This is a genomic window from Arthrobacter sp. Hb9-2, assembly GCF_059091165.1.
The window spans coordinates 42,497-55,402 of sequence record NZ_JBNHGJ010000013.1 but is presented as its reverse complement, the minus strand read 5'-3'; the positions used below and the strand labels follow the sequence as shown (position 1 = coordinate 55,402).

The following is a 12,906-nucleotide window of genomic DNA, read 5'->3' as shown; positions in this document are numbered from 1 at the left end:
AGCGCCACGGCCGGCGGAGGCTCCCGAGGCGCCGGCTGCCATGGCCGAAGGTGCGGCTCATAAGAGGACGCCGGCATCGGCTCCTTGCGGTGGCGCTGATTTCTCTCCTGGTCATTCTGGCGGTCCGCACGTGGCTCGTGGAACCTTTCACCGTGTCGTCGGACAGCATGGAGCCCACCATTCCCTCGGGCGCCGTCGTTCTCCTGTACAAGCCGGCCGCGGCGGCAGGCTGGATTAAGAACGGCGTAGTGGTCGCATTCACCAGTCCCGATGACGGACACACTGCCATCAAGCGCGTCATTGCGGGGGAGGGGCAGACTGTTGCCATCCGCGACGCGGAACTGTACGTCGACGACGTGGCCGTTCCAGAGCCCTTTATCGATCACAGCCGTATCGACGCAACATACTTCGGCCCCCTGAAGGTGCCCGCCGGAAGCGTGTTTGTGCTGGGCGATAACCGCGGTGTGTCCATCGATTCCAGGGACTTCGGGGCTGTGCCCTTGACGGCGATCCACGGCACCCTGCTGAGCGGTCAGAAATAGGTTCAAGGCTCCCTGGGCCTCAGTTCAGGATTGCCTGTACACCGGCGGATGTATCGTCCGAGGCATGCCGTCCCCGACGGACGTCGTACGCGGTATGAACTCGCCGATGCCCGGCTGGGCCATGCAATCAATGATCTGATTGGCGTGGTCCTCGCCGTCCATCCGGCCTGCTGCGCTCCGGACGGGACGTGCTTCGCATGACCGCCCTGCTGCAAGCTCCTTCTGCCGAGCGCCGCGCTGTCCTGTCCCGCAGGATCCGGCCATCTCCTTCTTCGCCCTGGCCGCGGTCGTGGACGTCGACGCCGTCCGGTCCCTGACCGGTGGAGGCGAAGCACAGCACTCCACCCCTGGGATTGTCATCGCAGCGTTGAGCTTGGTGATCATGCCGGTTCTGTCCTGGGCACAGCGCCGGGCGGGCCGCGAGTTGGGTTCCCGCACCGCCGTCGCTGATTCCAAGTACACCTTGCTGTTTACCTACCTCTCGGCGGTCCTGCTGCCGGTTCCTGCTGTTCCGGGTGCCAAGCATCAAGAAGACTTCCACGGGCTTGATCTGGCCCATGAGGACATTGCGCAAGCCAAAGGGTGGCCTACCCCCCTGACTGGGGGTAGGCCACCCTTTGGCATATGGCAGCACGCTGATGGCGTACTTTCGGTTACTCAGGCATTGGTGGAAGTCCTGGCCTCCTCGGACAGTGCTTTCCTGGCGTTAGCCCGGAAGCGGAACAGTTTGAACGCCAGCAGGGCGCAGGCAGCCAGGAGGCCACCTGTGGTGATGGCAAGGGTCGCGCTGCCCGGATCCGTGACGAGGTACTCGGCCAAGGCCGCCAAGGTGACTGCCGTAGCGGTACCGAGGGGCCCCCCGAAGAGTCCTGCTGCGGGTACCTGTGCCAGCGGTTGATCCGCTACGGGTCCTGCTTCCGCCGGCCCCGCCACATCCTCGTTGAAGGCACGGCGCTCGTCTTCCGTGGCACCGGGGACAACAGGTTCGCTCAGTTCGGAGAACTGGGGTTCGCTGCCGCCGTCGGCGGGGGCAACCTGGAATTGGTAAGCGGCCCCGTTCTCCAGGCCACGAACAACCACTCTCGTGGCACCGGGTTCTGAAGTCAGGATCTCTCCGAACTGGGCCCCCGTGGAATTAACGGTCCGGACCAAGAAGCCGCCGGTTACTGGGGCCGACACCGGCACTTGGGCTGGGTCGACTGGTGCCGGGTTGGCAGGTGCCTGGTCCACTGGTGCCGGGTTCGCAGGTGCCTGGTCCACGGGTGCGGGGTTGGCAGGTGCGGGGTTTGCAGGTGCCTGGTCCACTGGGGCAGTGTCCGGAACAGGCTGGGTGCCCGGCGTCGGCGGGACAACCACGATGACCTCGCCATCGCCCGGGATGACTTCATCGATCCCGTCATCGACTTCTTCGCCGGCGCCGTCTTCGACTTCATCCACGTCATCCTCAACCTCATCCACCTCGTCCTCACCGTCGTCGACTCCGTCGGTTCCGTCGCCGAAGACGAGCTGTTCGATGTTGCGCAGGGTGTCGGTGCCGTCATCGCCGTTGATGTGCTGGACGGTGGTGACAGCTCCGGGCGAGCCCATGGTGCCGTCTCCGCCGGTTGTGGTGATGGTGTAGTTGAATTCGAAGTCCGAGAAGGCCGCGGTATCGGTTCCTTCGGAGGATGCCAGGATTTCCCGGACGACGATGATGTTGCCGGGGTCGACGCTGCCTGCGAATACCGCCTGCTGGAGGGTCGGGCCGGTCAGTGTACCGTCGGAATTGCGCTGGTACTGGGCGTTCATTCCCGTGGCGCTGCCGATCTCAGTGGCCGCGTTGTTGGGGTCCGTACGGACGCTCAGGCGGACGTTGAGGTACCGGTCGCCGTCGATGATGTCATCGCCGCCGCGGCCCTCGATGAGGTCGTTGCCGCCGCCGCCCAGCAGGATGTTGCCTTCGCCCCATACCTGGGGGCCGCTCAGCACGGGGCATTCCTTGGACGCCGATGCGTTGATGACATCAGCAAGGGGAGTCGGCAGTGATGTGATGAGCTGGCCGAGTCCGGTGATGCGGTCAACACCTGCCTGGTCCAGGGCATCGCAGCCGATGAAGCCTCCGCCACCCATTTCCTTGGGAATGCTGTCGTCGCCCCGCAGCTTGTCGTCGAAGGGACCGCCGGAGAGCGCCTCGACTTCGTTGTACCGGTCGCGGACGCCCACCTGCAGGATGTCCAGCGGTTCGATCGGAAGTTCCAGGTCTGCGTCCTGCGGCTGGGGATCGTAGACGCCGATTTCCCAGTCGTAGCCGGATGCGCCGGCCACTTTCTCCACGCCGGGTCCGGCGATGCCGATGTCGTCCCCGCCTTCCATGTCGTAGTCGTCATCGCCGCCCTGGCCCACAAGGACATCGTTGCCGGGCTTCTGTGAGTCGTCCAGGAAGAACAGGTTGCTCGAGTCGCCGATCAGCAGGTCGGGGCCGTCGCCGCCTTCTGCCCAGTCGTTCCCGCCACCGCCGAATACGGCGTCCAGCCCTTCACCGGCGATCACAAAGTCGTCGTCTTCGCCGGAGAAGGTCTCGTTGGAGTTCGCGCCTCCGTTGATGAAGTCCTTTCCGTCGCCGCCGAGGAGGAGGTCCAGGCCCGGGCCGCCGTCGATCGCGTCGTTGTCCGGTCCGCCCTTCAAGATGTCGTCTCCGGCTGAGTCGGTGATGATGTCGTTTCCGTCGCCGCCCAGGACTGTATCGGCGCCGTCGTTGCCTTCGATGACGTCCTTGCCCAGGCCGCCCCACATGGTGTCGTTGTCCACGCCGCCATGGATGCGGTCGGCGTTGACGGATCCGTTGTACACGGCCTGGCCGTTGATGCCGGCCGGGTCCACCGAGTTGGAAGCCCGGTACTTGATGGTGCCGTCGGGCATCCGGATCAGCAGCGCGGATTCGTTGCACTCCGAGGCGGGGTCGTCGGCGACGGCGTTGCCTGTGGAGGCGAAGCCCTGCACCGTTCCGTTGAGGTTCTTCAGCTCGAACTTGCAGTCAGCCGTGGCGAACGCATCGGCCTTCAGTGCCTGGGCGTTGGTGTTGCGCATCATCATCTCCGCGAAGGAGTTTCCTTCAAGCTGCGCCATCAGGTTCATGCCGGGCGTGCGGGCCAGGTAGTACAGCCGGTCACCGTTCTGCAGATCCGTCATCTGGCTTTCGAAAACGTAGTTGAAGGTGCTGCCGAGGAGTCCGCCGAACAGGTTGGTCCGTTCAGCGAGGCCACCCATCCACAGGTCGATGTCATCCAGTCCCGTGATCGATGAGTTTCCCTTGTTGGCCCAGGCATCCGTGCTGTTCATGAAGGCCACGGCGTCCTCGGGAGCAACCTCGCCGGCCAGCGCGTCCGGACTCACGATCAGCCTGGCTGCTTTGCGCTTGGCCTCCAGCGTGGTGGCTTCCAGGATGGAGGGGTGCTTGCCGTAGGCGGCCACGAAATTGACCAGGGACTTGGGGTGCTTGATGTTTTCGCCGAAGTCGATCCAGTTGGTGTACGGCTTCAGCTGGCCATCGTTGGTTGCACCGTGAATTTCCCGGCGCAGGTTGTTCAGCGTGGGCAGGCCTTCCGACCGGGCCCGGGTCAGGTTGATCGCCGCGAGGTCCATGGGCAGTCCCAGCAGCTTGTTCCGGAGCGTATCGGTGACGAACTCGTCCAGTTCGCTGCCCACCTGGTCCGACATTCCCATGATGATGCTGCCGGCAGCTTCCTCCGAAGTCAGGGGGCCGGCGGGACCGCCGTCTGTGTAGGCGGGCGGATTCAGGAAGCCCTCGAGGAGGGACACGTCATTCTGGGAGCCCCTGACGTCGTCGGACGTTCCAAACATGTTGTCCGTGCCCGGGCTGTCCTCGTTGCGGCGGGAAATGGTTTCCGTGAGCATCGAGTGGCCAAAGCGGTACACGGCGTGGGCGAATTCGGCGCTGACCGCCGGGTTGATGTCCGTCTGGGAGAAGGCGAAAGGCTCGAAAATGTTGAGGGCAGGCTGGATCTTCCGGGCGAACTCCTCAAACACCAGGTGCTGGTATTGCATTTCCGTGACGAACCGTGCGGCCTGGAAGAGCCGTTCGCCGTTCCAGCCCTCGGCGCCTTCAGCCAGCTTCCACTCTGGGAGGGCGGCAGCGCCCCTCGCCGAGGTGTCGTTGCTGAGGACCCGCTTGATGTCCGCGACAAGGCGGTCGTGTTCTGAGTGGAACACCTGATGGATGGCGGTCAACCCGATGTTCTCGTTAACCCTGCCGTCGCCGGCGATGAAGTGCGCGTTGAGCATCTCGTCGTCGTAGGTGCCGGGGGCCTGGCGCATGAAATCGGCGGAAGCGGTCTTGTCCGCGTCCGGGGCCGGGGCGGCCGGCGGTGTGGCCGGATTGTGGTCTGCGTCCTGGGGTGACGGGTCGGCGTTGTGCGCGATGTCTGTCAGGAAAGGAGTGCTGAAGTACAGCACGTCCTGGGGCACGAGCGTTCCCCGCCCCTCGTCCGCGGTGCGGTCGGCTTCTACCAGGCCGGACTTGGTAACAAACTGCGGAAGCCCGTTTTTCGGCCCGGGAATGAACTTGCCGTAGGCGTCGGCGGCGAGCATCGGGACATGCAAAGCGTCCTTGTCCAGCAGCTGGATGCCCAGCAACTCCCGGGCCTGCTTCTTGGTGTCAGCCCAGGTGGCCATGCCGCCCGCCATGGGGGTACCTTCCGCACCGCCGAGCATCTTGCCCGTCGACACCGGCCGCCCCGAGGCGTTGTTGGCGTACTCGCGCAGGAACACCTGGTGCGAGGAGTGCGATGAGTAGGTTTGGCTCTGGTCCACCCACGGCGAATTGGTGTTCAGGGCATCCTGGACATCGTCTGCCGTTCCCAGGACACCGTCCTGGCCGGGCTGGTTCTGGCCGCGGGTCAGGACCATAAAGCGCATCCTCGGATTGAGGTCATCGGCGTTGCCGAAGACATGGTCCGGTCCTGCGATCAGCGGGTCATCAGCCTTGAGCGGCACATAGACCGTGCCGCCGCCCTTGACGGTCTGGTCGATGCCGTGGTCAAAGAACTGGCCGAAGAGGGTGAACAGAGAGTTGTAGGGCGGTGACAGTCCGACGTCGGTAGTCACGTTGGGGATGAAGAGCGTGTTGTGCGAGGGGACGCAGCCGTCGGGCTCGGCTGCGACCGGGGGAGTCGCCTCAGGGTCAGGGTCCGTGGTGCAGGGCACCACGCCCTCGTTGCCCTGCGTCCGGGCCGGGAAGCCGGCCGCGGCGACAGCGGCCGGGTTGGTGGACGTCTGATCGGCGATCAGGTTGCTGATGGTGCGCGGCCGCGAATCGAAGACGCTTCCCGATTTCTGGGTGTAGCTCGTGGCCATGGGCGGTCCGCCGAAGGACCCGCTCTCGGCGGCACCGAAGGACTTGGATCCCAGCCTCGGGAACACCTGGTCCGATGCGCCGAAGGTCTCCTGGCCGGGCTGAAGGTTGTTGCAGCTTCCGTCAACCGTGCGCAGCCCGTGGGACAGCAGGGGGCTGGCAAGCTGGTTCGGTCCGGTACCCACGAGTGCTCCGCAAGGGCCGGTTTCTGACGTGGTGTTGGCTACGTGCGCTTCGGCGATCTTGATCTGCTTCAGGATAAAGGACAAGTCGGCAGGCGTTACGGTGAAGCCGGCGCCGACCGGTGCCTGCACTGCGTTGGCGGCGATGGGCGGCAAGCCCATGGACGCGGCCAAAGCCACTGCCCCCGATGCGGCCAGGAACCGGAGGCGTGGGCGAGTGCCGGTTTTTTGTGTTGGTTTACGCGATGACGCCTTCATCCTGCAATCTGCTCCCCATGTAGGGCCAACTCCCCAGTAGAGTCGGCGAAACAAGGCAATGCTGCAGGGGCGTCCTAGGGAAAACCTTGGTGCGGACCGTCAGGGGCTACCGGTCGCCGCCTTTATCGTCGCCTGGCTCGTCATCGGAATCGTTGTCGTCCCTGAGCCCGCCTTTGTCGTCGCCGGGCGGGTCGTCAGAAAGGTTGTCGTCCCTGAGGCCGCCTTTGTCGTCGCCGGGCGGGTCGTCGGAAACGTTGTCGTCCCTGAGGCCGCCTTTGTCGTCGCCGGGCGGGTCGTCAGAAAGGTTGTCGTCCCTGAGCCCGCCCTTATCGTCGAACTGATCGTGGGTGGGGCTGTCAGATGGCACCGCTGCGAAAGTTTGCGGTTCTGCAGTGACGAGCTGCGTTTCCGGGGTTGCCTGGTCGGGGATCGCGGTGATGCTGGCGGTGGGGGTTGAAGTGGGAAGCAGGTCCGCCGAATCCTCGGTTGTGGCGGTGACGGGCGTCACCACCACGCCCGGAGAGACTTCGGCGGGCGGGCCGGCGTTGGCCTGGCCCCAGACCGTGAGGCTCGCAGCACCTACTACAGCTGCGATGGGAAGATACCAGAATTTCTTCATCGGATCGCCTTTCTTGGTTGTGTTCCCACCCTGCCGGGCCGCGGTGAGAGGGGGATGAGACTTTTATGAGAGACCTCTCATGAACGGGATTGAGGCTGGGAAGGGGCAGCGGGGACGGCCACAAAGCGGTAACCGGCTCCCCGAACAGACAGGAATCTTCCGGGGCCGAGCTTGTTGCGCAGGTATCCCACGTAGACATCCACCACGTTGGAGGACCCGTCAAAGTCGTATCCCCACACCCGGCTCAGCAGCTGTTCGCGGCTGAGCAGCCTGCCCTCGTTCTCCAGGAACGCCCGGGCCATGGCGAACTCCCGGGCGGACAACGGCACCGTGCGGCCGCCCACCTTGGCACTGCGAAGGTCGACATCCAGGGTTACGTCGCCGGAGGTTGGGTCTGGTGCCCCTTGGGCCCCCGGGATATCCCTTAGCCGCAGGCGGATCCGCGAGAGCAGCTCCTCGAAACGGAAGGGTTTGGTCATGTAGTCGTCCGCACCGCCGTCGAGCGCTGCGAGGGTGTCCTGAAGAGAATCCTTGGCCGTCAGGACAATCACCGGAACCGTGCACTTCAGGGCCCGTAAGGCCTGCAGCACAGCTAACCCGTCCATTCTGGGCATGCCGATGTCCAGAATGAGCAGGTCAAACTCCCCGGAGCTGCCGTAGTCCAGGGCCCGGATGCCATCTTCCACCGATGTGGTGGTGAAACCCGCTGCCGTAAGCCCCTTGGTGATGAAGCTGGCGATCCGTGGCTCGTCGTCGGCGATCAATATCCGTGTCATGCGGTTCCTCCTGGAAGTGAGAGCACAAAGCGGCTGCCTTCATTTACCCGCGAAATCACCTGAAGTGTTCCGCTGTGTGCTTCGGCGATGGCTTTGACGATCGGTAGCCCCAGGCCCGACCCTTCTTTGCCCCGTGATACCCCGGCCCTGGCAAAACGGTCGAAGATCCGTTCCTGGTCCACGGGGCTGATTCCACAACCCGAGTCAGCCACCCAAATTTCGATATCGCCAGGGGACTGTTCCTGATGTCCATTCGGTGCCGCACCCCCAGAAGTGCCCGTCCACGCTGCGCCAAGGGAGATAACGTCATGCCGCCGTGTGGCCTGCACTGCATTGGCTGCCAGCTGTTCCACCGCCTGGGTGAGACGGTTGCGGTCTGCACGAAATTGGCCGCCCGGCATGCTTTCGATCTGCCACCGTCGGTCCGCCAGGACCTTGATCCTGTCCATGGCGGCTTCAAGGAAGGAATCGGCGTCGATCCAGTCCAACCTGATGAAGTCCGGGCGCCCGCTTCGGGCCAGCATCAGGAGCTCATCCACCAGGGATTGCATCCGGTCCAGTTCCTCCAGGAGCAGCACCTGGGTTTCGCTGACATCCCTGGGGTCTCCTGCCTGCAGGAGCTGCAGATGGCCGCCGATGATCGTCAAGGGTGTCCGAAGTTCATGGCTGGCATCATCCACAAACTGACGCTGGTCCGCGATACCTGTTTCCAGCCGGTCCAACATCCGGTTGAAATCCGTGGCCAGCTGCGAAACGTCGTCATCACCGGAGGGGACGAGGACGCGGGTGCTCAAGTCCTCGAACGTGATGGACTCAGTGGCCTGGCGCAACCGCCGGACAGGAACAAACAGACGGCCGGTTACCGCGAAACCCACGGCGCCCGCCAGCAGCAGCGTGGCCAGCGACGCCCCGGCGAAGGTGCCGAAGGACGCGATCATCTGCTCCCGCTGCCGCCCTATTTCATTTGCCGCCACCAGCAACCCGCCGGGGCTTCCGTCGCCCAGCGATACCGAGGTGATGGCCAGGCGCACCGTCCGCCCGTCCAGCGACATGTCATGGAAGACTGTGCTGTTCTCAACATGTTCGGCCCGCACTGTTTCGAGCACCTGGGGAGTAGCGAGACGGCTGGGCTGCTTTGCGGCGGGCAAGAACGTCTTGCCGCCGTTGACGGTGGCCATTACCGATTCGTATCTGCCGGGCGCGTCACCCTGGAGGAAAACGGTGAACAGCCCATCGAGTGAAGTAAATGGCCCTCCGCCCGGAACACCCTGTTCCACAATGTTTTGAAGCCTGGCGGACTGCAGCAGGAGCTCTTCGTTAACACGGCTGTTGACGTTGTGTAAGTCGAGGGCGAGCGTGGTGACGCCGGTGACCAGCAGGCCGGCTGCCAGGAAAGCCAAGACCGTGACCAGGACCCGGACACGGACAGTACGCAGTTCCGCCCGTACGCCGGACCAGGCCTGCCTCAGCGGCGTAGTGGGTACTCTAACGGAGACTTTGTGCATCTCCGCGGTCCGCGATGTCATCTGATGTCCCGTCACATTGGCTGCCTTATCAGGGTTTGTACCTGTTCTGTACAAATTAGGTAGGCCGGCTTGGGGAAATCTTCGGCGCCGAAATTACTGCTTACGCGGTGATACCTAGGGTTTTCCCAATTTTCGACGCCGCTCATCAATTTTGGGTTCACCAGCGGAAACGTTTCCCGCCATGCTGCGTAGCCCGGCCTAACCGTTGATTCCCAGCGGACGGTGTCTGCGTAAAGGCTTCAGGACCAAGTAGTGGGCGGCTACGAAAGTGAGTAATGAACACTGTTGTTCGTCTTTTCCCGTGCCTCTTCAATAAGGACCACGCACCACCGAACAACCTGGGGGAATCCACGTGATTACTTTGGAACTGCCAAACAACACCGTCCAGACTGGCCTTGTTCCGGAAGTGCCGCCGACGACGCCGGCGCTTTCGATTTCGGTTTTCGGCCCGTTGACGATCCGCCGCGGCGACATCGAGCTGAGCGCCAACGACCTTGGCGGACCCAAGCCCCGCCAGGTCCTGGAAATTCTCCTGATGAACTTTGGCACGGCAGTGTCGAAGTCCAGGCTGATGGATTTGCTGTGGGGCGGCAACCACCCGGCTGTTGCACTGCCCACCCTTGAAAGCTATGTCAGCGTCCTCCGGCGCAACCTGCAGCCCGGCACCGGGCGAACCGGTCCCCTGCGGACGGTCACCGGCGGCTATGCCATCGACCGGTCATTGGTGGAACTGGATCTGGACCGGTTCGAAACACTGACCAAAAGGGCCTCCCAGGCAGAGCCTCGCGCGGCGCTCGCACTGCTGACAGAAGCACTGGACCTGGCTTCAGCCCCACTGCTCGGGGACGAGTTGCTGCCGGCTTGGGCAGAAGAGGAGCGCGCCGCGCACGCAGCGCAGGTGGGTCTTGCCCGCGTCCTGGCCGCAGAAACCGCGCTCTCCCTTGGGGAGGTAAGTAAGGCTATTGCTTGGGGTGGCGCGGCGGTGAAGGAGGACCCCCTCAACGAGCGGGCATGGACGGCGTTGATTCTTGGGCTTGAGCAGAATGGCGAGAGCACGGAAGCCTTGCGCGCTTACGATCGCTGCCGCAGGATCATTGACCAGGAATTGGGCTGCGCCCCGGGGCCGGCGCTGAGGGAGGCGCAAACCAGGCTCTTGAGGAGCACCGCGGCAACATGCCCGCCGGCGGAGCACGTTGGCCCCATCCAGGTGGTCACGGAAAGCCGTCCCGTTGCGAGGGTGACCCCGCAGGAAACGGGACGCCTGCGGATCCTGATCGTTGATGACCACACCACATTTTCCGATCTTTTGGCAGGGGCGCTGGACCGTGAGCCGGACCTGCAGAGTGTAGGAGCGGCGAAGTCCGTGGCATCTGCGGTGACGATGTTCCGGGACCTCGGGCCCGACGTCGTCATTATGGATTTGTACCTTCCTGACGGTTCCGGGCTCAAGGCCGCAGAGTGCATCCTTTCGGAAGCGCCCGAAACCCGGATCGTTATGCTGACGGGCAACCCGTCGCAGGAAGCCCTGCGCGAGGCCGCCCGGATGGGTATCTGCGGATTCCTCCCGAAGGACGGAGCCTTGGGGGTCATGCTCGACACCCTGAGGCACGCCCATTCCGGCAGCATGATTGTGAATCCTTCCCTCGTGGCAAAATGGGGCGGCACCGTCTCGCCGGCTGCTGGGTCCTCGGCAAATTGACCCGGCAGATCTCACTGTGAGCAGAATTTTTGCGGGGAAGCCCGCCCACGCCGCCCCTTTTGACCAAGGCGTCGCGGAGCGGCGCGAGGTGAGGGCTGCTGTTGCGCGATTCCTCATTGCCGGCTTTGCTGCGCTCGTCCTGGTTGCCGTCCCCGTTTCCTTCTGGGTCCAGGCCGAAGCGGAACGGCACGCCTTGGCTAACGCCAGGGACATCACCCAGCGCCTGGCCGATAACGTGGTTGGGCCGCTGATTACTGACCAGCTCCTTGCCCGTGACCCCGCGGCGCTGGAATTGCTCGACCAGCGGCTTGCGCCGTGGCTGGCTGAGAGCGGCGTGACCAGGATTAAGGTGTGGGACGAGCACGGCCGCGTAGTCTATTCCGATATCGAATCGCTTATTGGGCAGGATTTCGAGCAGGAGGAATGGGCACGCGAGCTCCTTGAAGGCGGCCCGGCGACTGCAACCTTTGAATCCCAGACTGAGGCAGAAAACGAGTTTGAGGCGGACATTGGCGAACTCGTGGAGGTGTATGCACGCTCCGCATCCGCAAGCGGAGCCCCGATGATCTTCGAAACGTACAGTTCCGGTGACGGAGTCCGCCGCGAACAGCAGGCAGTCCTGATGGGCATGGTCCCGCCCATGGCGCTGTCATTGGCCGTACTTCAGCTGACGCAACTGGTTCCGGCGGTCCGCCTGGCCCGGAGGATGCAGGTCCATCAGGCGGCGCGCAACGCAATGCTGCGGTGTGCCATCGAGGCATCGGACCAGGAGCGCCGGCAAATCGCCAGCGAACTCCACGATGAGGTGATCCAGGATTTGTCCGGACTGGCTTATGCCCTGGAGTCAGAGGAGCGCCGCGGCCCCGTGGAGCTACAGCCCGTTTTTGTAAATGCCCGGACCATGCTCCAGAACAATATCCGCACCCTCCGGGCCATGACCTCCGAACTTTATCCCCCCGACCTCGAGGAGCTAGGGCTCAAGGCGTCCCTCGTGAGGCTGGAGGCGCCCCTTGTGGAGCGGGGAATACATCTGACTGTTGAGATTCCGGACAAGCTCGTGCTGGACCGGGACCGGGCTGTTCTGCTCTACCGGGTGGCCCGCGAAGCCTTGGTGAATGTGGGCAAGCATTCCGCAGCGCAGTCGGTTGGCATTCGGGTTTGGCAGGCCGGCCAGCGCACCCAGATCACGGTGTCCGACGACGGCGTGGGCTTCAACCCGACGGAACCCCGCACCGAGGGCCATCTTGGCCTGCGGATCCTTGGCGACACCATTCAGCAGGCCGGGGGCACCTTTGAGGTACGCTCGACGCCGGGGGCCGGAACTTCCGTTACCGCCACCTTCGGTGTGGCTGTGCCTGCCGTCAGCTTCGCCGGCAGGCACGCTGCCGCAGCCTCACGGCAGAAGTCTTCCGTACCAAGTGCCGTGCAGGCGTAGTTCTCGTTGAGGGTGTAACAGATTGGTGTGAATTAAGGGGCGGGGGCCTCCGGTACCGAGTGGGCGGTCACGCTCATCCCGGGCAAGGAGGCCCTCGTTTCCTGCGTTGAACCGGCTGCAACTGCAGGCCTGACACCCCTTGGGTGTTCAAGGAAGGCAGCTGCCCGCGTCCCAGAGCATAGGAGCCATCAGCAAACGGCTCGTACCGCTGTCCGTGGTCCTGGTGCTCACCCGTGATCCGATTCCCCGACATTATCGGTGCAGCCGGCTACTGGGCGCATCCCGAGCCTTGCCACCCTTTCTCCAGCCTCGCAGCTGGCCTATCAGGAGCAACGCCGACAAGACTGTCAACATTCGTGGCGTTCCCCGCACAGGGGACAGTACGACTCCCGCGATCACCAACTGCTGAGGCTGCGGAGATTCGCCGGCACTTTCACAGCAGCCTCGAGACGCACGACGGCCGGTTCCCTTGAGCTACGACGACGGCAGGTTACCTTCCTGGGAAAGGCAACTTGCCGT

The 12,906-nt window shown here is 63.9% G+C and carries 7 protein-coding genes and 2 pseudogenes; 5 read left to right on the top strand and 4 right to left on the bottom strand.

Features of this window, described 5'->3' with window-relative positions; genetic code table 11:
* Window positions 1-89: 89 nt before the first annotated feature.
* The 3 genes and pseudogenes from lepB to AC5RV1_RS09510 form a co-directional block, all read left to right on the top strand.
* The gene (gene lepB / locus AC5RV1_RS09520) at window positions 90-542 is read left to right on the top strand and encodes a signal peptidase I (RefSeq protein ID WP_493994345.1); all 453 of its coding nucleotides are present in this window, start codon (window positions 90-92) and stop codon (window positions 540-542) included.
* Between the two features lie 66 nt (window positions 543-608).
* A pseudogene (locus tag AC5RV1_RS09515) lies at window positions 609-743 on the top strand (transcriptional regulator); the annotation flags it as partial.
* Between the two features lie 14 nt (window positions 744-757).
* Window positions 758-1,038 (top strand): annotated as a pseudogene (locus tag AC5RV1_RS09510) (cation transporter); the annotation flags it as partial.
* 161 nt (window positions 1,039-1,199) lie between these two features.
* Here the strand turns inward: AC5RV1_RS09510 and AC5RV1_RS09505 are convergent.
* The 4 genes from AC5RV1_RS09505 to AC5RV1_RS09490 all read right to left on the bottom strand — a co-directional run bounded on the left by AC5RV1_RS09505 (window position 1,200) and on the right by AC5RV1_RS09490 (window position 9,268).
* Window positions 1,200-6,236, bottom strand: a complete 5,037-nt coding sequence (locus AC5RV1_RS09505) for a peroxidase family protein (RefSeq protein ID WP_493994344.1) — start codon at window positions 6,234-6,236, stop codon at window positions 1,200-1,202.
* 202 nt (window positions 6,237-6,438) lie between these two features.
* Window positions 6,439-6,951: a hypothetical protein gene (locus AC5RV1_RS09500; protein WP_493994343.1), complete on the bottom strand. Its 513-nt coding sequence runs from the start codon at window positions 6,949-6,951 to the stop codon at window positions 6,439-6,441.
* Window positions 6,952-7,028: 77 nt separating this feature from the next.
* A complete protein-coding gene (locus AC5RV1_RS09495) occupies window positions 7,029-7,727 on the bottom strand; it encodes a response regulator transcription factor (RefSeq protein ID WP_493946936.1) in 699 nt (232 codons plus the stop codon).
* The gene (locus AC5RV1_RS09490; RefSeq protein ID WP_493994342.1) at window positions 7,724-9,268 is read right to left on the bottom strand and encodes a sensor histidine kinase; all 1,545 of its coding nucleotides are present in this window, start codon (window positions 9,266-9,268) and stop codon (window positions 7,724-7,726) included. The genes AC5RV1_RS09495 and AC5RV1_RS09490 overlap by 4 nt, the downstream gene beginning before the upstream one ends.
* A gap of 337 nt (window positions 9,269-9,605) precedes the next feature.
* On the opposite strand from AC5RV1_RS09490, the gene AC5RV1_RS09485 reads away from it, so the two are divergent.
* The gene (locus AC5RV1_RS09485; RefSeq protein ID WP_493994341.1) at window positions 9,606-10,952 is read left to right on the top strand and encodes a BTAD domain-containing putative transcriptional regulator; all 1,347 of its coding nucleotides are present in this window, start codon (window positions 9,606-9,608) and stop codon (window positions 10,950-10,952) included.
* 16 nt (window positions 10,953-10,968) lie between these two features.
* Window positions 10,969-12,387, top strand: coding sequence for a sensor histidine kinase (locus AC5RV1_RS09480; RefSeq protein WP_493994340.1), 1,419 nt, complete (start codon window positions 10,969-10,971; stop codon window positions 12,385-12,387).
* The last annotated feature ends 519 nt before the right edge of the window (window positions 12,388-12,906 follow it).

Bases quoted from the DNA above. Each gene is read 5' to 3' on its own strand.
- AC5RV1_RS09505 (WP_493994344.1), bottom strand. From the start codon at position 6,236: ATGGGCTTGCCGCCCATCGCCGCCAACGCAGTGCAGGCACCGGTCGGC.
- AC5RV1_RS09500 (WP_493994343.1), bottom strand. From the start codon at position 6,951: ATGAAGAAATTCTGGTATCTTCCCATCGCAGCTGTAGTAGGTGCTGCG.
- AC5RV1_RS09495 (WP_493946936.1), bottom strand. From the start codon at position 7,727: ATGACACGGATATTGATCGCCGACGACGAGCCACGGATCGCCAGCTTC.